The 21,711-nt window shown below is 57.4% G+C and carries 20 protein-coding genes; 9 read left to right on the top strand and 11 right to left on the bottom strand.

The features are described 5' to 3' along the window. Positions 1-134: 134 nt before the first annotated feature. The 6 genes from ilvC to Dform_RS03605 form a co-directional block, all read right to left on the bottom strand. Positions 135-1,136 (bottom strand): ketol-acid reductoisomerase, encoded by a 1,002-nt coding sequence (gene ilvC, locus Dform_RS03630; protein ID WP_076003816.1) that lies wholly within the window; start codon positions 1,134-1,136, stop codon positions 135-137. Positions 1,137-1,153: 17 nt separating this feature from the next. Continuing rightward, positions 1,154-1,669, bottom strand: coding sequence for an acetolactate synthase small subunit (ilvN, locus tag Dform_RS03625; protein WP_076003815.1), 516 nt, complete (start codon positions 1,667-1,669; stop codon positions 1,154-1,156). Beyond that, on the bottom strand, positions 1,670-3,358 hold the full coding sequence (gene ilvB, locus Dform_RS03620) for a biosynthetic-type acetolactate synthase large subunit (RefSeq protein ID WP_076003814.1): 1,689 nt from the start codon (positions 3,356-3,358) through the stop codon (positions 1,670-1,672). Positions 3,359-3,367: 9 nt separating this feature from the next. Continuing rightward, on the bottom strand, positions 3,368-5,035 hold the full coding sequence (ilvD, locus tag Dform_RS03615) for a dihydroxy-acid dehydratase (RefSeq protein ID WP_076003813.1): 1,668 nt from the start codon (positions 5,033-5,035) through the stop codon (positions 3,368-3,370). Positions 5,036-5,140: 105 nt separating this feature from the next. Next, complete coding sequence (gene rpiB, locus Dform_RS03610; protein WP_076003812.1) at positions 5,141-5,575, bottom strand: ribose 5-phosphate isomerase B; 435 nt, start codon at positions 5,573-5,575, stop codon at positions 5,141-5,143. A gap of 8 nt (positions 5,576-5,583) precedes the next feature. Beyond that, positions 5,584-6,210 carry an L-threonylcarbamoyladenylate synthase gene (locus tag Dform_RS03605; RefSeq protein WP_076003811.1) on the bottom strand — a complete coding sequence of 209 codons (627 nt, stop codon included), beginning with the start codon at positions 6,208-6,210 and terminating at the stop codon, positions 5,584-5,586. Between the two features lie 147 nt (positions 6,211-6,357). On the opposite strand from Dform_RS03605, the gene guaA reads away from it, so the two are divergent. The 7 genes from guaA to Dform_RS03570 all read left to right on the top strand — a co-directional run bounded on the left by guaA (position 6,358) and on the right by Dform_RS03570 (position 13,255). After that, positions 6,358-7,956 (top strand): glutamine-hydrolyzing GMP synthase, encoded by a 1,599-nt coding sequence (gene guaA, locus Dform_RS03600; RefSeq protein WP_425481072.1) that lies wholly within the window; start codon positions 6,358-6,360, stop codon positions 7,954-7,956. Positions 7,957-7,981: 25 nt separating this feature from the next. Next, on the top strand, positions 7,982-8,575 hold the full coding sequence (locus Dform_RS03595; RefSeq protein ID WP_076003809.1) for a hypothetical protein: 594 nt from the start codon (positions 7,982-7,984) through the stop codon (positions 8,573-8,575). A gap of 26 nt (positions 8,576-8,601) precedes the next feature. Continuing rightward, positions 8,602-9,858, top strand: coding sequence for a phosphoribosylamine--glycine ligase (purD, locus tag Dform_RS03590; protein WP_076003808.1), 1,257 nt, complete (start codon positions 8,602-8,604; stop codon positions 9,856-9,858). 23 nt (positions 9,859-9,881) lie between these two features. Beyond that, positions 9,882-10,340: a 5-(carboxyamino)imidazole ribonucleotide mutase gene (gene purE, locus Dform_RS03585; protein ID WP_076003807.1), complete on the top strand. Its 459-nt coding sequence runs from the start codon at positions 9,882-9,884 to the stop codon at positions 10,338-10,340. 2 nt (positions 10,341-10,342) lie between these two features. Beyond that, entirely contained in the window at positions 10,343-11,704 is a 1,362-nt protein-coding gene (purB, locus tag Dform_RS03580; RefSeq protein ID WP_076003806.1) for an adenylosuccinate lyase, read from the top strand. A 157-nt stretch (positions 11,705-11,861) separates the two neighbouring features. Beyond that, complete coding sequence (locus tag Dform_RS03575; RefSeq protein ID WP_076003805.1) at positions 11,862-12,776, top strand: phosphoribosylaminoimidazolesuccinocarboxamide synthase; 915 nt, start codon at positions 11,862-11,864, stop codon at positions 12,774-12,776. A 203-nt stretch (positions 12,777-12,979) separates the two neighbouring features. Next, positions 12,980-13,255, top strand: coding sequence for a GIY-YIG nuclease family protein (locus Dform_RS03570; RefSeq protein WP_076003804.1), 276 nt, complete (start codon positions 12,980-12,982; stop codon positions 13,253-13,255). A 169-nt stretch (positions 13,256-13,424) separates the two neighbouring features. Here the strand turns inward: Dform_RS03570 and hisB are convergent, their stop codons facing one another. The 5 genes from hisB to Dform_RS03545 are packed head-to-tail and all read right to left on the bottom strand — an operon-like array spanning position 13,425 to position 19,005. After that, positions 13,425-14,012: an imidazoleglycerol-phosphate dehydratase HisB gene (gene hisB / locus Dform_RS03565; protein WP_076003803.1), complete on the bottom strand. Its 588-nt coding sequence runs from the start codon at positions 14,010-14,012 to the stop codon at positions 13,425-13,427. A gap of 1 nt (position 14,013) precedes the next feature. Then, entirely contained in the window at positions 14,014-15,078 is a 1,065-nt protein-coding gene (gene hisC, locus Dform_RS03560) for a histidinol-phosphate transaminase (RefSeq protein WP_076005054.1), read from the bottom strand. A gap of 17 nt (positions 15,079-15,095) precedes the next feature. Continuing rightward, a complete protein-coding gene (hisD, locus tag Dform_RS03555) occupies positions 15,096-16,373 on the bottom strand; it encodes a histidinol dehydrogenase (RefSeq protein ID WP_076003802.1) in 1,278 nt (425 codons plus the stop codon). Beyond that, entirely contained in the window at positions 16,373-17,770 is a 1,398-nt protein-coding gene (gene hisG / locus Dform_RS03550) for an ATP phosphoribosyltransferase (protein ID WP_076003801.1), read from the bottom strand. The genes hisD and hisG overlap by 1 nt, the downstream gene beginning before the upstream one ends. After that, positions 17,767-19,005, bottom strand: a complete 1,239-nt coding sequence (locus Dform_RS03545) for an ATP phosphoribosyltransferase regulatory subunit (RefSeq protein WP_076003800.1) — start codon at positions 19,003-19,005, stop codon at positions 17,767-17,769. The genes hisG and Dform_RS03545 overlap by 4 nt, the downstream gene beginning before the upstream one ends. A 155-nt stretch (positions 19,006-19,160) precedes the next feature. On the opposite strand from Dform_RS03545, the gene Dform_RS03540 reads away from it, so the two are divergent. Both Dform_RS03540 and Dform_RS03535 read left to right on the top strand, forming a co-directional pair. After that, complete coding sequence (locus tag Dform_RS03540; protein ID WP_076003799.1) at positions 19,161-21,047, top strand: PAS domain-containing sensor histidine kinase; 1,887 nt, start codon at positions 19,161-19,163, stop codon at positions 21,045-21,047. After that, positions 21,034-21,675: a response regulator gene (locus tag Dform_RS03535; RefSeq protein WP_076003798.1), complete on the top strand. Its 642-nt coding sequence runs from the start codon at positions 21,034-21,036 to the stop codon at positions 21,673-21,675. The genes Dform_RS03540 and Dform_RS03535 overlap by 14 nt, the downstream gene beginning before the upstream one ends. Positions 21,676-21,711: the final 36 nt, after the last annotated feature.

Genomic DNA, 21,711 nt, shown 5'->3' with positions numbered 1-21,711 from the left:
CTGGACATTTTCGAGAGGGTGGCTTTCCGCCCTCTCCTTTAAATTCCTCTCCCATCGAGTGAGAGGAAACCTGGGGAGACCCTCACCCTCTTATCCCTCTCCCGCTCTGGGGAGAGGGATGTTGGAGTCAAGGGTTATTTCTTAGGTTTTTTGAGCCAGCTCATCATGCCACGGAGTCCTTCACCGACTTCTTCGATGGGGTGGCCGGCTTCGATGCGGCGTATGGCATTGAAGTGAGGCTTGCCGGCCTGGTTCTCCAGGATCCATTCCCGGGCAAAACTGCCATCCTTGATCTCTTTCAAAATGGCACTCATTGATTCTTTGGTTTCTTTCGTTACTATGCGCGGGCCACGGCTGTAATCGCCGTACTCAGCGGTGTCGCTTATCGAATACCGCATGAATTTGAGACCGCCTTGGTAGATGAGATCGACGATGAGTTTAAGCTCATGGCAGCACTCGAAATATGCTACCTCTGGCTGATAACCGGCTTTGACAAGCGTCTCAAAACCTGCCTTGATCAACGCAGATGCACCTCCGCAGAGGACTGCCTGTTCACCGAACAGATCAGTTTCCGTCTCTTCGGCAAAGGTGGTCTCGAGCACCGCAGCTCTTGCCGCGCCGATGCCCGAGGCATAAGCGAGCGCTAAATCCTTGGCTTTGCCGGTGGCATTCTGGTAAACGGCGATAAGAGCCGGAACGCCGCCGCCCTCGGTGTAGACCTGGCGCACCATGTGGCCGGGGCCTTTGGGGGCGATCATGGTGATGTCGACATCGGCGGGAGGAAGTATCTGGCCGAAATGGATATTGAAGCCATGAGCGAACATCAGCATCATGCCGGGGCGCAGGTTGGGAGCGATATCCTCGCGGTAGATCTTGGCCTGTACCTGGTCCGGCGCCAGGATCATAATGACATCGGCTTTTTTAGCCATTTCCGCCGTCGAGAAGACCTCGAATTTATCTTCAGCGGCGCGGATGCCCGACGGCGAGCCGGGTACGCCGCCGATGATCACCTTGAAACCGCTGTCCCGAAGGTTTTGGGCATGAGCATGCCCCTGGCTGCCATAGCCAACGATACCGATGGTTTTTCCATCCAAGAGTTTCGGGTTGCAGTCTTTTTCGTAGTAGATGACAGCCATCAATTATTCTCCTGTTATTATTCAGCCGCTTCTTCGCGGCGGGCGACCTGACCACCCCGGGCCATGGCGATCCGGCCAGTGCGGGTCATTTCTTTGATACCGAAAGGTTTCAGCAGATTATACAGGGAACTAAGTTTTTCCTCATCTCCGGTGGCTTCGACCATCACCGAATCAGTGGAGACGTCAACAATTTTGGCGCGGAATATATCTACTATCTGCATGATCTCGGAGCGTGTCTCGGCGCTGGCTTTGACCTTGATAAGCGCCAATTCCCGGGAGACGATATCCAACCCCGAGATATCCTGAACCCGGATGACGTCGATGATCTTTTCAACCTGTTTCCTTATCTGTTCCACCTGGCTGTCGGAGCCTTCCGCCACGATGGTCATGCGGGAAAGGTGGGGAGTCTCTGAATGGCCGACGGCGATGGAATCGATATTGAACCCACGGCGCCGGAAAAGGCTGGCCATGCGGTTCAAAACACCGGGACGATCCGCCACCAGGGCGACGATGGTATGTTTGTTGCTTGCCATCTAACACGCCTCCTTCAGCGGTTCATGGAGTATCTGATCGATGCCGGCTCCCGGAGGTACCATGGGATAGACGTTCTCTTCCGGTTCAACGACGAAGTTCAGGATGTACGGCCCCTCGGTTTCCATGGCTTTCTTAATAGCCGCGCCGACGTCTTCTTTCCTGGTCACGTTTTGTGCCGGAATGCCGTAGGCTTCGGCGATCTTGATGAAATCCGGGCACCACAGCGGAGTCGAAGAGTAATTGTGCTGGTAGAAAAGTTCCTGCCATTGCCTCACCATACCCAGGAAGCCGTTATTGAGAATAGCGATCTTGACCGGCGAATTCTCCTGCCGGATGGTGCCGAGTTCCTGGATGGTCATCTGGATCGAACCATCGCCGGCGATGCACCAGATCGTTTCATCGGGCAGGCCGACCTGGGCGCCGAAGGCGGCGGGGAGTTCGAAGCCCATTGTCCCCAGTCCGCCCGAGGTGATGTAACTATTGGGTTTGTCATAGTAATAATGCAACGCCGCGAACATCTGGTGCTGGCCGACGCCGGTGACCACGGTAGCGTTCCCCTTGGTCGCCTCCCAGATTTTTCTGATGACGTACTGAGGTAAAATGGTTTCGGATTCCCGGATGTCGATGCCCGAGGGATATTGCTTCTTCCAATCAGACAACTGGGTGAGCCATTCGTCGTGACGGACGGGACCGATTTCTTTGTTGAGTTCGACCAGCACTGTCTTGACATCGCCGACGATGGGCACGTCCACGGCGACGTTTTTACCGATCTCGGCTGGGTCGATATCGATGTGAATCACCTTCGCGTGAGGCGCGAAACTCGAAATCTTTCCCGTCGCCCGATCATCAAAACGCATCCCGATGGCGACCACCAGATCCGAATTGGTGATGGCCATGTTGGCCGGGGCGAGTCCGTGCATACCTATCATGCCAAATGACAGCGGGTTGCTCTCCGGAAAACCGGAAATTCCCAGCAGCGTCGTGAGCACCGGTATCTGGAGAGTTTCCGCCAGGAACTTGAGTTCTTTATAAGCTCGGGAAATCCTGACCCCGTGTCCGGCGATAATGACCGGCTTTTTGGCTTCACCCAGAAGTTTGACCGCCTTTTTGATCTGCAGCGGGTTGCCGCCAAGAGTGGGTTTGTACCCGGGCAGATTCACCCTGGCCGGGAAGTGGAATTCGGCGCATTCCTGCTGGATGTCTCGCGGCAGGTCTATAAGTACCGGTCCGGGGCGCCCGGTGCTGGCAATGTAAAAGGCTTCCTTGACGGTCTTGGCCAGGTCAGCCACGTCCATCACCAGGTAATTGTGCTTGGTGATGGGGATGGTGATGCCGGTGATGTCGGATTCCTGAAAAGCGTCCCGGCCGATCATGGCCCGCGGTACCTGGCCGGTGACGGCGACCATCGGGATCGAGTCCATGTAGGCATTGGCCAGACCGGTGATCAGGTTGGTGGCACCGGGGCCGGAGGTGGCAAAGCAAACCCCGACCCGGCCGGTGACCCGGGCGTAGGCATCCGCGGCGTGGACCGCGCCCTGCTCGTGGCGCACCAGGATGTGGCGCAACTGGGGATACTGGGTCAGGGTATGGTAGAGCGGCAAAACCTGCCCGCCGGGATAGCCGAACACCACGTCCACACCTTCCTTGAGGAGGCTTTCGCACAAAATCTGAGCGCCGGTCAGTTTCATAAGACTCTCCTAAGTTTCAAAAACCGCGCCACGGCTGGCAGAAGTGACCTGCAGGGCGTAACGCTTCAAATAGCCCGTCTTGATTTTGGGCTGGAAAGCGGGAACCTTTTCCATCCTAGCCTTGATCTCGGCGTCCGAGAGGCGGACGCTCAGGACGTGATTGGGGATGTCGATGTCGATAATGTCGCCTTCGTTCAATGCCGCTATCGGCCCGCCAAGAGCTGCTTCAGGCGCGACGTGACCGATGGAGGCGCCGCGGGTGGCTCCCGAGAACCTGCCGTCGGTGATAAGGGCTACGGACTTATCCAGACCCATGCCCGCCAGAATCGACGTCGGCGTCAGCATTTCCCGCATGCCGGGACCGCCGCGCGGCCCTTCATAGCGGATGACGACGACATCTCCGGCTTTGATCTGGTTGTCTATGATCCCCCTGGTGGCTTCTTCCTCGGAATTGAAAATCCGGGCCGGTCCGGTATGAACCATCATCTCCGGGGCGACGGCGGAGCGCTTGACCACCGACCCTTCCGGCGCCAGGTTGCCGAACAGAATGGCGATACCGCCCTTGGAGGTTACCGGATCGTTCAAATGCCTGATTACGGTCCCATCGGCAGGAAGCGCCGATTTGACGACGTCTCCGATAAGACCGCCGAAGACGCTGCGGGCATCCAATTTCAAGAGCGAGGAAAGCTCACGCATTACCGCAGGGATGCCCCCGGCTTTGTCCAGGTCCTCAATATGGTGTTCCCCGGCAGGCCGGATGCGGCACAGGCAGGGGGTTTTGTCGCTTATTTCATTGATCTTCGTCAGCGGAAATTCTATACCGGCTTCATGGGCGATGGCTTCAAGGTGGAGAACCGAATTGGAACTCCCCCCAAGCGCCACATCGACGACGAAGGCATTATGGATGGCTTTGGGCGTGATGATGTCGCGGGGTTTCAAATCCTCAGCCACCACGCGCATGATGGTCTCGCCGGCTTTCCGCGCCAGGGAACTTCTACGGGCGTCGACGGCGGGAATGGTGCCGTTGCCGGGCAGGCCCATGCCCAGCGCTTCGGTAAGGCAGTTCATGGTATTGGCAGTGAACAGACCGGAGCAGGAGCCGCAACCGGGACAGGCCGCGCCTTCGATCTCTTCGAGCTTTTCGGGTGAAAGGTCGCCTTTAACAAATTGGCCGACGGCTTCGAACACCGAATTCAGATCGATGGCCTTCATTTTGCCGTCCACTGGCAGATGCCCCGCCAGCATCGGGCCGCCGCTGACAAACACCGCCGGAATGTTCAAGCGGACCGCCGCCATCAGCATGCCGGGAATGACTTTATCGCAGTTGGGGATGAATACCAGGCCATCGAAAGAATGGGCCATCGCCATGACTTCAACGGTATCGGCAATGAGTTCGCGTGAAGCCAGCGAATACTTCATCCCGGTGTGGTTCATAGCCAGGCCGTCACATACGGCAATGGTATTGAACTCAAATGGGACTCCCCCCGCCTGCCTGATGCCGAACTTGACCGCATCGGCAATCGCGCGGAGGTGCTGATGCCCCGGGACGATCTCTGTGAAGCTGTTAACGACGCCGATAAACGGCTTGTTGAAATCTGAGGGACTAACCCCGAGCGACCGGAGCAAGGCGCGGTGAGGGGCTCTCTCGGCGCCTTTCTTGATGGAGTCGCTTCTCATTAGTCCCCCTAACTAAAATCCGTCCGCAAAGGGACGGATAGGCGAGCAGTGCCTAAACATAGCACAGACGAATTGATTTTTCAAGAAATTACGATTGAAAAACCCCTAACAACAGCAGCCGGAGATCTTATCGACACGCCGTTGATGGCGCCCGCCCTCGAATTCGGTGCTCATGAAGATTTTTAACACTTCCATGTTGAGGTCGTCGCCGTTCATTTCTCCCAGGCACAGGATGTTGGCGTCGTTGTGCATGCGGGTCAAGGCGGCATATTCCGGTTTGTAGACCAGTGCCGCCCTGATGCCGGGCATCTTGTTGGCCGAGATGCTCATGCCGATACCGGTGCCGCAGATCAGGATGCCGCGCGCCGCCTCACCGTCAGCCACCATCCTGGCGACCTTACCGGCGAAGTCCGGGTAGTCAGCCGATTCCTCGGAAAAAGCGCCGACGTCCTCGACTTTATGTTTACTGGCTTTGAGCCATTCGATGATTTTCAATTTCAACTTGTAGCCGCGGTGGTCGTTACCTATCGCAATGTTCATTTAAACCTCTATTTGAAATAATATGATTCCAGTTCCACTCTCGGGATGGCGCCCTCCCGGACGATAACCGGTTCCGGTCTTGTCAGGTCCAGTATTGTGGATTCAACGCCGCCCGGGCACCTGCCTCCATCCAATATGGCGTCCACCCGTTCACCGAGTTGATCGGCTACCCCGGAGGCTTCGCACACGCTGCCCGATCCGGAGATGTTGGCGGATGTGCCCGTTAAAGGCTCACCCACCGCCTTGATGATATAGAGAGCCAGGGTATGCCCGGGGATCCGGACCGCGACGCTGGGCTTGCCGCCGGTCACAACATCGGGGACGACGGGCTTCTTCGGTAATATCAGGGTAAGCCCGCCCGGCATGAAACGCCGCACCAGAACCTCAGCCAGCGGGTTCATCTCCGCTACCTGCCGCATCTGGATCACGTCAGCCACCAGTACCGGGAGCGCCTTGGTCGTCACCCGGCCCTTGATGTCGAAAATCCTGGAGATGGCGCCGGTGTGGGAAAGGCCGGCGGCGAGGCAATAGACTGTATCCGTCGGCATGGCGACCACGCCGCCGTTTTTAAGTATTTCGATCGCCCCGGCTGGGTCGCCGGGAGGTTGAGATGGTCTGTTTGTGTACAGCGTCATTATGTCAACTTAATCTGAAATTCTTGACGGTAGTATATCAGAATGGTAATCTTTAACACTACACCAATGACCGAAAAAAGAGACGAAACTACTCCATCAGAGACTCTCCGCGTAGCGACTTCCGGTGACATCGAGGTCGCCACCTACCTGGAAATCGCGAAACAAGCCATCGAAAAACCGGCCAAGGGCGAAGCCGTTTCCGGCGCCTCCCGGGAATCGATCGTCATATTCGATTTTGGCTCCCAGTACAGCCTGCTGATCGCCCGTCGGATCCGTGAGCTTAACGTCTACTGCGAGCTGGTTTCTCACGATACGCCGTGGGAAAAGATCGCCCACCTGAACCCCAAGGGCTTCATCCTGTCAGGCGGCCCTGCCAGCGTTTATACCCCGGGAGCGCCGATGGCTCCGGCTTACATCTACGAAAGCAAACTGCCGATCCTCGGCATCTGCTACGGCATGCAGCTGATTACCCAGCAATTGGGCGGCATTGTCGCCCGGGGGCAGGCGCGGGAATATGGCCATGCCATCCTGCACCTTTCGGATTTAAAATCACCGTTATTCAAAGAAATACCGGAATCGTCAGCCGCCTGGATGAGCCATGGCGACCGAGTGGAGCAACTTCCCCAGGGCTTCCGGTCTCTAGCGTACACCGAGAATTCGCCGCTGGCGGTCATGGGCAATGACGCCAACATCTTCGGGCTGCAGTTCCATCCCGAGGTGGCGCATACGCCTTTCGGCAAAACCCTCCTTAAAAATTTCGTGACCGGCATCTGCGGCTGCCAGGCCACCTGGACGCCCGGCCATTTCATCTCCGAGAGCATCGAAAGCATCAGGAACCAGGTAGGCAAAGGCAAGGTCATTGCCGCGCTATCCGGCGGGGTGGATTCAGCCATTGTGGCGACCCTGATCCATAAAGCCGTCGGCGACCAGTTGACCTGCATCTTCGTCAATAACGGCCTGTTGCGCCGCGAGGAAGCCGAGCGCACCCTCAAGGTATTTGAACAGAACCTGGGCATGAAGATAATCTTCATCGACGCCACCGACCGCTTCCTCGACCGCCTGGCCGGGGTTATCGACCCGGAACAAAAACGGAAGGCTATCGGCGTCGAGTTCATCAGGGTCTTCGAGGAAGAAGCCTTGAAATTGGGCAAGGTCGATTTCCTGGCCCAGGGCACGCTCTACCCGGACGTCATCGAAAGCGTCTCCTCAGTTTCCAGCGCCTCCGCCAAGATCAAGAGCCACCACAACGTCGGCGGCCTGCCGGCCAACATGGCCCTCAAATTGCTCGAGCCGGTGCGCTATCTCTTCAAGGACGAAGTGAGGCAGGTGGGCGTCGAACTCGGACTGCCCGAGGAGATGGTCTGGCGCCAGCCGTTCCCCGGTCCGGGACTGGCCATCCGCGTCATCGGCGAGGTTACCAGGGAAAAACTGGAGATGTTGAGAGCTTCCGACTGGATCGTGATGCACGAGATCAAAAAAGCCGGACTGTACCGCCAGCTTTGGCAGAGTTTCGCCATCATCACCGATGTCCGGAGCGTGGGAGTCATGGGTGATTTCCGCACCTACGGCCACCTTGTGGCCATACGCGCCGTGACCTCCGACGACGCCATGACGGCGGATTGGGCCCGGCTGCCGTATGACCTGCTGGCCAGGATTTCCAACCGGATCGTCAATGAGGTCGCCGGCGTCAACCGGGTCGTCTACGACATCACCTCCAAACCGCCCGGCACCATCGAGTGGGAATAAACTCCGGAAAAGGAGTGTTTGCATTATGGGACTTTTTGACAGGAACAAGATCCAGGGTGATGAACTGCTGACCTACATCGATTACATCGGCGATGAATGGATCCTGAGGGCTTTCCAGGAAAAGGGCGCCGAAGTATATACCGCCGCCGCGGCTGAATTCGATCCCGGCGCCGCCGCTAAAAACCCCGCCGCTTATGAAAACATCTACGTCGCCGCCAACCAGTTGGCGCAGTCCGCGGCTGAACTTCTCCGGCGCAAGGACGCGCTGAAATCGGTGCCTGACAAAGCTACTTCCAACTACTTTGCCTGGCATGCGGCTTATTCCGACTATCTCTCATGGGCTAACGCCCAGGCGGATTATCTCGGCGCCAAGTTCATGGGCGCCACCGCCAACGAGGCTGCTTCGTCTGAAGGCCCGACTCTGAAGGACCTGCAGGCCAAAAGCGAAGAATCGAGGGCTGCCGCCGAGGCCGAAGAGCAAAGACTGCTTAAGAAACTCAAATTGACCCCCGGCGATATCGATCAGCTCCGTGACCGCGCTTCAAATGCCATCGCCCAGGATAAGTGGAAGCCGAGGACCGTCGCCACCAAACCCAAAGAACAATCCAAGCGGCGATAGGTTGCCCGCCTTAAAAGGATATTGCGCTGAGAGTATTAGTTATCGGCAGCGGCGGGCGGGAGCACGCCCTCGTCTGGAAATTGAAACAAAGCCCCCGGGTCACCGCTATTTTTGCCGCTCCGGGCAACGGCGGCACGGCTTCGCTTGCCCGGAATCTGGATATTGAGCCGACCGATTTTCCCCGCCTGCTTGAGGCGGTTAACGGCAACGATATCGACCTGGTGGTCGTCGGCCCGGAGGGTCCGCTAGCCGCCGGCATTGCCGATGAATTCAAGTCCAGGATGATCCCGGTGTTCGGGCCTTCGAAAATAGCGGCGCAACTCGAATCCAGCAAGACCTTTGCTCGGGATCTGATGGAAAAATACGCCATTCCATGCGCCCGGGGAAAATCTTTCACCGATTATGCCAGGGCAAAAGCCTACCTGGCCGAACAGACCCTGCCGGTCGTCGTAAAAGCCGACGGCCTGGCGTCGGGAAAAGGCGTATCCGTATGCTCCAGCCGTGCCGAAGCGGAAACTGCCCTGGCAAACATGATGGAAGCCCGGATCTTCGGGGAAGCCGGTTCGAAGGTGATTATCGAGGAATGCCTGACCGGCCAGGAAATGAGCTACCTTGCCTTCACCGACGGCAAGACTTTTGTACCGATGCCTCCGGCCTGTGATTACAAACGCGTTTTCGACGGCAACCAGGGCCCCAACACCGGGGGCATGGGCGCCTATTCGCCTCCGCCGTTTTTCGACCGCCAGATGGCGGCCATGATCGATGCCACCATCATGGGACCGATCGTCTGCGGCCTGGCGGCTGAAGGCATAGATTACCGCGGCATAATTTACGCCGGACTGATGCTTACCCCCGAAGGTCCCAAGGTCCTGGAATTCAACGCCCGGTTTGGGGATCCAGAGACCCAGGTGATCCTGCCGCAAATGAAAACCGACCTTATCGACGTTTTGTTGAGTGTCATCGACGGCAACCTGGACAAGACGGAAATTGAATGGCAGAAGCAATCCTGCGTCACCGTTGTTTTGGCCTCCGGCGGATATCCCGGCGACTATAAAAAAGGGCTGCCTATCGGGGGACTTGAGTACGTTGACACCGACGTCCACCTGTTTCACGCCGGAACCAGGATAACCGGCGACCAGCTGGTGACATCGGGAGGCCGGGTAATGGCCGTGACTGCCTGCGGCAATAATTTTGCCGATGCCCGGGGACAGGTTTATTACAATGCCGCGAAGATCCGGTTCGAAGGCGCCCATTATCGCCAGGACATCGCTCTTTTCAAATAATGACGACAGGTCGAGGTATCGATATGCCTAAAGTCGCCGTAGTCATGGGCTCAAGGTCCGATATGGAAGTCATGCAGGCTGCCGTCGACGCTTTGGCGAAGATGGGACTTGAATCGGAAATCCTGGTCATGTCGGCTCATCGGCAACCGGAAAAGGTCCACGCTTTTTGCACTTCGGCCCGTGACAAGGGCTTCGAGGTGATCATCGCCGGCGCCGGAGCCGCCGCCCATTTGCCCGGAGTCATCGCCTCCTGGACGACGCTTCCGGTCATCGGCGTGCCGATCCCCTCAAGCGACCTTAAGGGCGTCGATTCGCTTTACGCCATCGTCCAGATGCCCGCCGGCGTCCCGGTGGCGACTGTCGCCATCGGCACCCCCGGAGCCAAGAACGCCGGATACCTCGCGGCGCAGATACTGGGCTTGAAATACCCGGACGTCGCCCGGGCATATGAAAATCTACGCACCGAATTTAAAGGGAACTAGCCATGATCGAACGTTACAGCCGGCCCCAGATGAAAAAGGTCTGGAGCGAAGAGAACAAATTCGCCAAGTGGCTCGATGTTGAAATCGCCGTCAGCGAAGCCTGGGTGAAGCAGGGCGTCATCCCGCGGGAGGCGTTGCCCAAGATCAAGCTAGCCCGGATCAATTTCAAGCGCATGGAGGAACTTCTCAAGGAAACCCACCATGACATGACCGCCTTCCTGGGCGCGGTGGCCGAGAGCGTGGGAGAAGATGCCCGGTTTATCCATCTGGGCCTCACCTCCTCCGACGTCATGGATACCGCCACCAGCCTCCAACTGGTAGAGGCGTCGGCGATCCTGGCTGAGGACATCAAGGAGCTTATCGCCGCCCTGGGTAAAAGAGCCCTCGAGTACAAATACACCGTCATGGCCGGGCGCACCCACGGGGTTCACGCGGAACCGATCACCTTCGGCTTGAAGCTGGCGCTGTGGATGGAAGAGATGCAGCGCAACCGCCAGCGCCTTTCAGAAGCCGCCAAAGGCATTACCGTCGGCATGATCTCCGGGGCGGTGGGAACCTTTGCCACCGTGCCGCCGGAAGTGGAAGAGTTCGCCTGCGCCAAGCTCGGACTGGCTCCCGATCCGGTTTCCAACCAGGTCATCCAGCGGGACCGGCATGCCCATTTTATGAGCACCCTGGCCGTTATCGGCGGCTCCCTGGAGAAATTCGCCACCGAAATCCGCGCCCTTCAAAAGACCGAGGTTCGGGAAGTCGAGGAGCCCTTCGGCTCCGGGCAAACCGGTTCATCATCCATGCCTCACAAGAAAAATCCCGAGTTATGCGAACGCATCTGCGGTATCTCGCGGCTTATCCGGGGCTACGCCCTGACGTCCCTTGAAAACATCGCGCTGTGGCATGAACGGGACATTTCCCACTCCTCCACCGAACGGGTCATTTTTCCGGATGCCTGCCTGGTGCTTGATTACGCCATGAACATCTTTACCGGCATCATAAAGGGAATGACCGTTTACCCCCAGCGGATGCGCCAGAATATGGAATTAACCCGCGGCCTATTATTCTCACAGCGGGTACTCCTTGCCTTGATCGATAAAGGTTTGCCCCGGCAGGGAGAGCACAGCGCCTACAAGATCGTCCAGCGCAACGCCATGGCCACCTGGTCCGGCACCGGCCAGTTCATCGACCTGCTCAAAGCCGATCCCGAGGTACAGGCGGTGCTCAAGCCGGAGGAACTGGACAATCTCTTCGATTATAAGTATTACACGCGACACGTGGACGACATTTTCAAGAGGGTCGGGCTGACCGCCGCCCAGTGGAAAGGCAGCGCCGAGACCCCTCCCGAAAAGCTTTCGCCGCAGTCGCTTTGAAATGACCAATAACCAAGAGACAAAAACCAAACAAATCCCAAGGTTCAAAATCCAATATACAAACCGTTTGGTAATTTGAATTTGGTGATTGGTACTTGTTTGGTCATTGTATCTTGTATCTTGGTTATTCAATCGAATTCTGATCGAGGTAAATAATATGACCACCACTGCCGTCGTCCTTAAAACGGATCTCCCGCTAAACCGGTTTATCTCCGGTAAAGTCCGAGACACCTACGACCTCGGCGAATACCTTCTGATTGTCGTCACCGACCGTATTTCCGCGTTCGACGTGGTCTTGCCGGCCGGCATCCCCGACAAGGGCAAAGTACTGAACCAGATTTCGGCTTTCTGGTTCGATCAGACGAGGAAGATTATCCCCAACCACGTCGTCGCTGTCATCAACGACGTTAAACAACTCGGCCAATACGTTCCTGAAAAACAGCGTTTCGATTACCCCAAATACCTCGAAGGCCGGTCGATGGTGGTCAAAAAGGTCAAGCGCCTGCCGGTGGAATGCGTTGTCCGCGGCTACCTGGCGGGTTCGGGCTGGGCTGAGTACAAAACTCGGCAATCCGTCTGCGGCGTGCCGCTGCCTGCCGGGCTTCGGCAGAGTGAGATCCTTACAGAACCGATCTTCACCCCGACCACCAAGGGCGACAACACCCACGACTTGCCGATGACCTACGCCGAAGTCGAAAATACCGTCGGCAAGGATCTGGCCTTGAAGCTCAAAACTATGAGCATCGCGCTCTACGCTTTCGCCCGTGACTATGCCCGCCACCACGGCATCATCATCGCCGACACCAAGTTCGAGTTCGGGCTGGACGGAGACAAGCTCATAGTGATCGACGAGGCATTGACGCCGGATTCATCCCGCTTTTGGGATGAAAAACTGTATAAGGTGGGCGAACCCCAGGACTCTTACGATAAGCAGCCCCTGCGAGACTGGCTGGAGAAATCCGGCTGGAACAAAGAGCCGCCGGCCCCCGCTCTGCCGCTTGACGTCATCGAGAGCACCCGGCGGCGATACGTTCATGCGTATGAGGTATTGACGGGGAAAACGCTGGCCTAGCACTTTGTCATTCTGAGCGCAGCGAAGAATCTCACTTCGCCCTGAGAAGGAGGCTTAGAGATTCTTCACCGATGCTTCGCTCGGTTCAGAAAGACAAGTCTTTAGCATCAGATCAAATATAATGTCATTCTGAGCGTAGCGAAGAATCTCAATGCCTCTCCGGAGATGAGGCTGTGAACTCAAAACAATATTAGATATACATTATGACCAACGCCGCAAAAACGGTGACTTACACTGGCGTCACTAGCGACCTGATCAAACGCGTCTGGCAACACAAGAACAACTTGGTGGAAGGTTTCACCAAAAGGTATGCAATACATTCCTTGATATACTTTGAAGAAACGAACAACGCCTACTCTGCTATCTCACGGGAAAAGGAAATCAAGGGTTGGCGGCGATCTAAGAAAGTCGCCTTGATCAACGAGTTCAATCCAAATTGGTCAGACCTTTATGACGGTATTTGCGGCAGGGAGGCATAGAGATTCTTCCCCGATGCTTCGCTCGGTTCAGAAAGACAAGTCTTTGGCGTGAGACCAAATTTACTGTGATTCTGAGCGAAGCGAAGAATCTCAATTTCGCCCTGAGAGGGAAACTTAAAAGATTCTTCCCCGATGCTTCGCTCGGTTCAGAAAGACAAATGAGGGGAAGTTACTCCACCCACTCCTTGGTACTTGGAACCCGGTCAGCGATCCGCGGATCAATCCGTGTCGCCTTATCCAGCGCCCGTCCAAGAGCTTTGAACACCGCTTCAACCTTGTGGTGATCATTGGTGCCGTAGCAGACGGAGGCGTGAAGATTCATCCGGCCCTCCGCGGCGAAGCTTTCCAGGAAATGGCGTACCATATCGACCGGGAAACCAGCGAGGTCGTTTTTCTCAAAGTCCATGTGGATGACGGAGTATCCCCGCCCGCCCAGATCCAAAATGACCACGCCCAAAGCCTCATCCATCGGAACCTGGGATTCGGCGGTGCGAACCAATCCCTTCTTATCCCCCAGGGCTTCGTTGAAGGCTTTACCCAGGCAGATACCGACATCCTCGACGAGATGATGGATATCATCGCCAGTAGCGGACACCTTTATGTCAAATACCCCGTGCCTGGCGATCTGGGAGAGCATGTGGTCGAACAACCGGTTGCCGGTGCACATCTCGTCCTTGCAGGTGCCATCCAGGTTGACCGTGACCGAAATTGTCGTCTCTTTAGTTTCCCGTTTGACGGTGGCTTTGCGTTCGGCCATGTTACATCTCCCCTATTTTCTGGAGTTCGGCGATCAGCCGGTCGGTGTCTTCCGGGCGTCCGATACTGAACCGCAGGCAATTTTCCATCTGCGGCGAGTTGAAATAGCGTACCAGTATCCCCCGGCGCTCCAAAACCACCTGGATTTGCAGCGCTATCCTGGCTTTAACCTTGCAGAGGATAAAATTAGCCGCGGAGGGATAAGGCTTCAGGTACTTGATCGATGACAGGGCGTTGAAGAGCCGGTCCCTTTCAGAGATCATAAGCTTAACGTTGCCCATAAGGTAGTCCACGTCATTCAGCGACTCGCGCGCCGCCGTCACAGCCGCGGCGTTGACGCAATACGGGTCTTTGATGGCGTCAAGCTTTTCGGCGACATTTACCGGTAACAGGCCATATCCGACACGAAGGCCCGCCAGCCCCGCCCATTTACTGAAGGTGCGTAGGATCATCAAATTCGGGTATTTATCTAGTTCGGGCGCCAGGGTCTGGCCGGTGAACTCATAATACGCTTCATCCACAACCACCGGAACGCCGGTGTCGATTATCTTTTTCACCGCGTCGACGCTTATCTGGGTGCCGGTCGGGTTGTTCGGCATGGCGATGAAAATCAGCTTTGTCTTTTTTGAGATCGCTTTAATCAGTTTTTCGGGCACGAGGTTGAATTCGTCGTCTCGTGATACGGTCACAAACTTCCCGCCGGCCAGCTCGGTGAAAAACTTGTACATGGCAAAGGTCGGCGTCGCGGTCAGGACCTCATCGCCTGGGTTAACGAACAACCTTATCAGCAAATCGATAAGCTGGTCCGAGCCGGATCCGGCGACGATATGTTCGGCGGCAACACCGGTGTAAACCGCCAGCGCTTTCCTTAACTCGGTCTGGCAGGAATCGGGGTAGATGTGGGCGTCGTCAAAAGACGCCAAAGCCGCTTTTACCCTGGGAGAAGGCCCGTAAACGTTTTCGTTGGCGTCGAGCTTGAGGATCCCCATTGCCCTCGTTTCCCGGTCGAGGGCTTCCGGCGATTTGCAGGCGGCATAGCCGACAAACTTGTCAAGCTCCCGCCTCATGAACCTGTTTATGTCGGTCACGCGGCCTCCATTCTCAAGCGAACGGCATCTCTATGTGCGCTTAATCCCTCAGCCTCCGCGATTGCCGCGGCGGCGGCGCCCAAGCTATTTACCATCGTGTCGTCGACACGGACGGCGTCTGTTATCTTCAGGAAATCGAGCACATTCAACGGCGAGGCGAACCGCGCCGTGCCGCCGGTAGGCAGGGCATGCGAAGGACCAGCGACATAATCGCCGAAGGCTACCGAAGCCTTTTCTCCGATAAAGGCGCATCCTGCATTTTTGATCTTTTTTAAATCTGCATCGGCATCGGCGGTGAATACCAGTAAATGTTCCGGCGCATACAGATTGGCCAGTTCGATCGCCTGGTCGAGGTTATCCACCACGGCAACGATGCCCCAGTCCCCAAGGGATTCAGCAACGGCTTGACGCCTCGCCGACCCCTCCGATTTCGCCTGGAGGATAGCGATCACCTTGTCCGCCACTGGCTTCGAGGTGGTTACCAGCACTGACTGGGCCAGCGGGTCGTGCTCCGCCTGGGCCAGCATGTCGGACGCGATGAAATCCGGGTTGGCGGTTTCATCGGCAATGATCAGCACTTCGCTCGGACCCTGCAACCCGTCTATACCCACAGCTCCGTATACCAGGCGCTTGGCGGTCATGACGTAGATATTTCCCGGTCCGCAGATCTTATCCACTTTAGGCACCGATTCCGTGCCGTAGGCCAGAGCGGCGATGGCCTGAGCCCCGCCGATGCTGAAAACCCGGTCAACACCGGAAATGGCGGCGGCGGCTAGGGTTGGCGCCGGGATTTTCCCGTCCGGACCCGGCGGTGTCGCCAGGATGACTTCAGCCACCCCGGCAGCCTTGGCCGGGATGGCGGTCATCAACACGGTTGAGGGGTAATAGGCCTTGCCGCCGGGAGCGTAGACGCCCACCCGTTCAAGCGGCCGGAAGATCTGTCGCCCATCCATCGCCAATTGCATGGCTGAAATTGCTTGACGCTGGTCCTGATGATAAGAACCGATACGCCCGGCGGCGGTTTTAAGGGCTGCCAGCAGTTCGGGCGAGATTGCGGACATCGCCGCCTTGATGTGCTCCCCGGGTACCTCGAACGTTTGTAATTCAACCCGGTCGAATCTGGCAGTTAAACGCTTGAGCGCTGCGTCGCCCTCCCGGATTACATCATCTATGACCGCCCTGACCGATTGCTCGACCCCAGCGTTGCCAGTGGACACATTCACCCGGCGCTCAAGCAGCTCCCTTGCCGCGTTGAAACCGGTCACCAAACGCATCAGACTTTCTCCAGGGCTTTGCCCAGCCGCTCCACCAAAGCTTCCATTCGCGCCCGTTTAACCGGATTATCAGCCGCCCGGGTGTTGCCGATGACGCAGGCTGTAGATTCAAAGAGCGTATCGATGATGCGCAGGTTATGCCTGGCGATGGTACCACCGGTCTCGGTGTTTTCGATTAAAAGGTCGGCGTCCTCAGGCAGATAGGCCTCGGTAGAGCCCCAGGTCGGAGCGATACGGTAGCGGCCGAAATGGTTCCTCCGGGCGTAGTCGTCGGCGATATTGATGTATTCGGAGGCCACCCGCAGGTTCTTGTTCCGGAAATAGGCCTTCAGTTCCGCGGAATTGTTCACCGGGACATCGTTGGCGACCACCGCCACGATGCGCACCCAGCCATATTTGAGATCCAGCAGCCGCTTCACCGGGCTGGTGGGAAACTGGTGCAGGTGATCCGTCAGCCAGTCCCAGCCGGTGATCGCCAGGTCGAAATTGCCGTTGGCCACCTGGACCGGCATATCCTGGGGGCGGATAGTCTTGATGGTGAAACCTTCGATATCGCTTTTGGGACGGCGCAGCCCTTTATCGGATGGGTAATCTTCGATGTGAATTCCAGCGGCGTCCAGAATCTTGCGGACGTGCGGCTGCTGGTGACCGTCAGGTAAAGCCAGGCGCACCACGTCGGGAGCATATTCATGGTAGGCTTCCAGCGGAGATGCCGTCCCTGATTTTGCCTCCTCGACGTCGGGACTTGGCTGAAGGTTGGCCATGATCGAACTTATGGCTCCGGAAAGGTCTTTCGATGCCAGGCTCTCCCGGTTGGCGATGAGCACCGCTTTGAAATCCAGCACCTTTGAGAGCACCTTGAGACCCTTGCCTTCCAGTTCCCCGGCCGTCTTGCGCGGCAAGATGACTACCTCGGCCGTTTCAGGCGGATAGGCTTCGGCGCTGCCCCACAGCGGGTAAACGGCGTAGTTTTTCAGGCGAAGCTGCATCGCCAGCTGTTCCGCCAGGTTGGGATATTCGGATGCCAGTCGGATCTTGTCGGAACGCTGCGACAGGTCGGACAGCGACGCAATGCCGTCGCCCGCCGCCGCGGCGGCAAACAGGGCGCCGTGACCGTAGCCCAGGTTTTTGACCTTGACCAGGGAGGTAAGCCGGTAGCGCGACACCAGTTCTTCCACCCAGTCCGCGCCGCAAATACCCAGGTCGTAGTTGCCGATAGCCACCTGGATGGGGATATCTTTCTCATGCAGCATCTTGGCTGACATTTCAGGAAATTTGGCGCTCTTCAGGCGGTACAGCCTGGCTTTGGGCTGGTAGTCGTTGAGCTGCCAGCCGGCGCGCTCCAAAAGCGCCGCCGTGTCTGCCAGTAGCCTTCCCTTGGGTAACGCGACCCTCATTCTTCCGAAGCCTCCCCGCCCAACATCTCCACCAGTTCATCGACGGTTTCGAACTCGAATTCCTCGTCGGTCTCGGTGTCCGAAAGGACAAGAAGGCCCTCATCGGTGATATTGAGCACCCAGTCATAATCCATCACGTCCGGGTCGCCGAGCTTGATTTCAGCGGTGTAGTCGGCGTCGCGCAGGTCGGTGGCCACGGCAAAGGCGCGGGCTTCATCGCCGGGCTGGAAACTGACCAGGAAGCGGTCGGGTTCTTCCATCTCATATTCGCCCATGTCGATGAGCCTGGTCAGTTCGTCGAGGTAAAGGGCGTAACCGGCCGCCGGTTTGGCAGGCCCGCCCATCAGCTCTACAAGGTTATCGTAGCGTCCGCCGCCGCCGACGGTCTTGCCATCGACGGACAGGTGGAAAATGATGCCGGTGTAGTATTCGAAACCCCGACCGGACGCCAAGTCTATCTCGTACGGGAGGCCGATATCGTCGAGCATATCAAGGGTGGAGGCAAAATTAGCCGCGGCGGCCTCGAGTTCGGCCGAATAACCGAACAGCGACCGGAGATTGGATAAGTAAGCGGAAGACGTCCCGGTGACATCGAGCAGCGTCTTCAAACCGGCCATCAGTTCAGGTTTGGCTTCGGCCAGGCGGGCCATGATACTTTCGTTGCCGTCAAGGATTTCATCGAACAGCTTGTGCCTCGATTCGGTTGAAGGCTCCAGCTGGGCCAGCACGGCCTGGATGACGCCTGAATGGGAGACTTTGACGCGTGATTCCAGACCGAGAAGCTCAAGCGCCTCCAGAGACATCCGGACAAGTTCAACGTCCGCCAGCGCCGAATTGCCGCCGATCAGCTCGGCGCCGCACTGCCAGCGCTCGCGACCCGTGGCGGGCTCATTTCCAAAACGGAAAACGTTGACAACGTAGAACAGCCGGGCGACGTCGCGGCCGGCCATCGAATCGACGTAAAGTCGGGCGATCGGGATGGTGCCGTCCGGGCGCATGACTACCCTTTCGCCGCTCCAGCCGTCCCAATCAAGGAAGGAGAACACCTGGCCGAGCATTCCGGGCGTCAGGGTTCCGGTGGCGGTGAACAGGTGCAGGTATTCCAGTGTGGGGGTCCGCACCTCTTCATAGCCCCACTTGAGGGCGGTGTCGATGAAAACAGATTCAGCCAGGCGGAACTTCAGCATTTCCTGGGGAACAAGGTCGCGACAGCCGCGACAACGCTCTTGCGTCATAAAATCTCCTGATATCTTGAATACGGAGATTGTACACTAGCCCCATTTCACGTTCAAATTGAAGAGCTGACCCGTTTCGCCTCTTCATTTATTTGTGTTAAGATTTCCCGCGGGGTCCCGTTCCCAAGCAGTCCCGATTTGTTAAAAGAGGTCTGATGGACAACTACGCCATTCTGCTGCTTGACGAGGGCGGCATCATCGAGGGCAACAAAAAAGCCGGGGAGATGTTCGGCGTCCCCCGCAAGTCGCTCGTGGGTAAAACCCCGTATGAATTCTCGCCCGACGTTCAACCCGACGGCAGGCTGTCAAAAGAAAAGGCACTGGAAAAAATCAGGTTGGCTTTTTCCGGCCAACCCCAGGTTTTCGAGTGGAAGCATCGCAAAGCCGGCGGAGAGTTGTTTGACACCGAAATCAGCCTAGATCTGATCAAGATCGATAAACATCCGATGCTGGTGGCCATTCTTCGCGACATCTCGGCCACCAAAAAGGCCGAAGAGGAACGCCAGGAACTTGACCAGATGTTCCGTTCCATTGTCGAAAACTCCCATTCCAGCATCTTCACCATCGATGAGCATTTCAAGATCACTTACGCCAACGACATGACTACCATCCTGCTCGGATTTCCCAATGACAAAATCGTCGGCCGTGATTTCCGCGATTTCCTCGATGCAGAGAGCGCCGCCATCGTCGGCGACAACTACGTCCGGCGGCAGCGCGGAGAGAACCCTCCCTCGAGGTATGAGTTCAATATCGTGAACCAGAGTGGCGAGAAACGCAGGGTGGAAATCAGCTCGACCATGTTCCGCGACCCCAGCGGGAGGCTCAGGACCGTCGGACAGGTACTGGACGTCACCGAGCGCCGCCAGACGGAGGAAGATCTGCGGCTCGCCAGGGAGAGTCTGGAGCGCCGCGTCATCGAGCGCACCGCCGCCCTGACCGGGGCTAACGCTCAACTGGAAGACGAGATCGAGCGGCGTGAAAAGGTTGAACGGGCGCTCCGCCGGAGCGAAACCAAATACCGCCATCTGGTGGAGAGCGGCAATACCATCATCCTGGAAATGGACACCGAAGGAAGAGTGGCCTTTTTCAACCAGTTCGCCGAGCGCTTCTTCGGTTTCAGCCAGGCAGAGATCATGGGCAAGAGCGTCATCGGCACCATCGTGCCCGCCCGGGATTCCTCAAACGCGGACCTGGAGGAGATGATCAGAGGTATCGTCTCCCACCCCGAGGAATACCGCCTGAACGAAAATGAAAATATGAAGAAGAGCGGCGAGCGGGTGTGGGTGGTATGGACCAACCAGCCCGTCTTCGACGAATCCGGTCAGTTGCGTGAGGTTCTATGCGTTGGCATCGACCGTTCTGAACTTAAAAAGAGCGAACAGACGCTGGCCGCCCAGGCGCTCCAGCAGGCAACCGTTGAAGAGCGGGCGCGCCTCGCCCGGGACCTCCATGACGCGGTGAGCCAGACCCTCTTTTCGGCCTCGATCATCGCTGAGGTGCTACCGCGGATCTGGGAACACAATCCGTCTGAAGGCCGGCGCCGGCTGGAAGAAGTCCGGCAGTTGACCCGGGGAGCGCTGGCGGAGATGCGGACGCTGCTCTTTGAATTGAGACCGGCCACCCTGGCAGAGGCTGACCTGGGTCCGCTGCTTCATCAGCTCGCCGAATCTGTCACCGGCAGGGCAAGGATACCCGTCGAGGTGACGGTCACCGGTGACTGCGACGTGCCCACGGATGTGAAGATCGGGCTTTACCGGATCGCCCAGGAGGCTCTTAATAACGTTGGCAAACACTCCGGGGCAGCCCAGGCAAAAGTGGAACTGACCTGTTTCGAAAAAGCCGTCTCCGTTTCCATCTCCGACAACGGAAAAGGGTTCGACCCGGCTGACAAAACGGCAGGCAGCCTGGGCATGGGCATCATGAACGAGCGCGCCAGGGCTATCGGCGCCGAACTAAAGATCAACAGTAAAACCGGTCAAGGGACGACGGTGACCGTTAAATGGCAAAAGCCGGTTAAGGAGGTAACAAATGGCGGAAACTGAACCAATTCGGGTCATGCTGGTTGACGATCACGGCGTGGTGCGGTCGGGCCTTAAGGCGATGCTGGCCGCCGAGGATGACCTGGAACTGGCCGGGGAGGCCGCCGACGGCAGCGAGGCCGTCAGGTTCGTCGAGCGCTTCAAGCCCGACGTCATCCTGATGGACCTCTTGATGCCGGTGATGGACGGCGTGGCCGCCACCAAAGCCATCCATGACCGCTGGCCGGACATCCGGATCATCGTCCTAACCAGTTTCAAGGAGCGGGAGCAGGTGGACGGCGCCCTCAAGGCCGGGGCCATGAGCTACCTCCTGAAAACCGTCTCCGCCTCGGAACTGGTCTCAGCCATAAGGGGCGCCATGGCCGGGCAGTCCAAGCTGTCCTCCGAGGCTACCCAGGTGCTCATCCAGGAGATGAGGAGCCCCGCCGCCCGGGACTATGACCTGACCGCCCGTGAAAAGGAGATCTTAAAGCTCATGGTGGACGGCCTGCCCAACACCGAGATCGCCGACAAATTGGGGGTGAGCCCCTCCACCGCCAAGTTCCATGTCTCCAACGTCCTTTCCAAGCTGGGCGTATCAAGCCGCACCGAGGCCGTTTCCCTGGCCTTGAAACAGAAACTGGTCAAATGACGGGTAAAAAACTAGCCGAAAGGCCAGGTTGAAATC

Origin of the sequence: Dehalogenimonas formicexedens (assembly GCF_001953175.1) — a bacterium.
Classification (GTDB): domain Bacteria; phylum Chloroflexota; class Dehalococcoidia; order Dehalococcoidales; family Dehalococcoidaceae; genus Dehalogenimonas; species Dehalogenimonas formicexedens.
The sequence above is the reverse complement of the archived record's forward strand: the minus strand, read 5'-3'. Positions and strand labels throughout refer to the sequence as shown.

Bases quoted from the DNA above. Each gene is read 5' to 3' on its own strand.
- ilvC (WP_076003816.1), bottom strand. From the start codon at position 1,136: ATGGCTGTCATCTACTACGAAAAAGACTGCAACCCGAAACTCTTGGAT.
- ilvN (WP_076003815.1), bottom strand. From the start codon at position 1,669: ATGGCAAGCAACAAACATACCATCGTCGCCCTGGTGGCGGATCGTCCC.
- ilvB (WP_076003814.1), bottom strand. From the start codon at position 3,358: ATGAAACTGACCGGCGCTCAGATTTTGTGCGAAAGCCTCCTCAAGGAA.
- ilvD (WP_076003813.1), bottom strand. From the start codon at position 5,035: ATGAGAAGCGACTCCATCAAGAAAGGCGCCGAGAGAGCCCCTCACCGC.
- rpiB (WP_076003812.1), bottom strand. From the start codon at position 5,575: ATGAACATTGCGATAGGTAACGACCACCGCGGCTACAAGTTGAAATTG.
- Dform_RS03605 (WP_076003811.1), bottom strand. From the start codon at position 6,210: ATGACGCTGTACACAAACAGACCATCTCAACCTCCCGGCGACCCAGCC.
- Dform_RS03595 (WP_076003809.1), top strand. From the start codon at position 7,982: ATGGGACTTTTTGACAGGAACAAGATCCAGGGTGATGAACTGCTGACC.
- purE (WP_076003807.1), top strand. From the start codon at position 9,882: ATGCCTAAAGTCGCCGTAGTCATGGGCTCAAGGTCCGATATGGAAGTC.
- purB (WP_076003806.1), top strand. From the start codon at position 10,343: ATGATCGAACGTTACAGCCGGCCCCAGATGAAAAAGGTCTGGAGCGAA.
- Dform_RS03575 (WP_076003805.1), top strand. From the start codon at position 11,862: ATGACCACCACTGCCGTCGTCCTTAAAACGGATCTCCCGCTAAACCGG.
- Dform_RS03570 (WP_076003804.1), top strand. From the start codon at position 12,980: ATGACCAACGCCGCAAAAACGGTGACTTACACTGGCGTCACTAGCGAC.
- hisB (WP_076003803.1), bottom strand. From the start codon at position 14,012: ATGGCCGAACGCAAAGCCACCGTCAAACGGGAAACTAAAGAGACGACA.
- hisC (WP_076005054.1), bottom strand. From the start codon at position 15,078: ATGAGGCGGGAGCTTGACAAGTTTGTCGGCTATGCCGCCTGCAAATCG.
- hisD (WP_076003802.1), bottom strand. From the start codon at position 16,373: ATGCGTTTGGTGACCGGTTTCAACGCGGCAAGGGAGCTGCTTGAGCGC.
- hisG (WP_076003801.1), bottom strand. From the start codon at position 17,770: ATGAGGGTCGCGTTACCCAAGGGAAGGCTACTGGCAGACACGGCGGCG.
- Dform_RS03545 (WP_076003800.1), bottom strand. From the start codon at position 19,005: ATGACGCAAGAGCGTTGTCGCGGCTGTCGCGACCTTGTTCCCCAGGAA.
- Dform_RS03540 (WP_076003799.1), top strand. From the start codon at position 19,161: ATGGACAACTACGCCATTCTGCTGCTTGACGAGGGCGGCATCATCGAG.
- Dform_RS03535 (WP_076003798.1), top strand. From the start codon at position 21,034: ATGGCGGAAACTGAACCAATTCGGGTCATGCTGGTTGACGATCACGGC.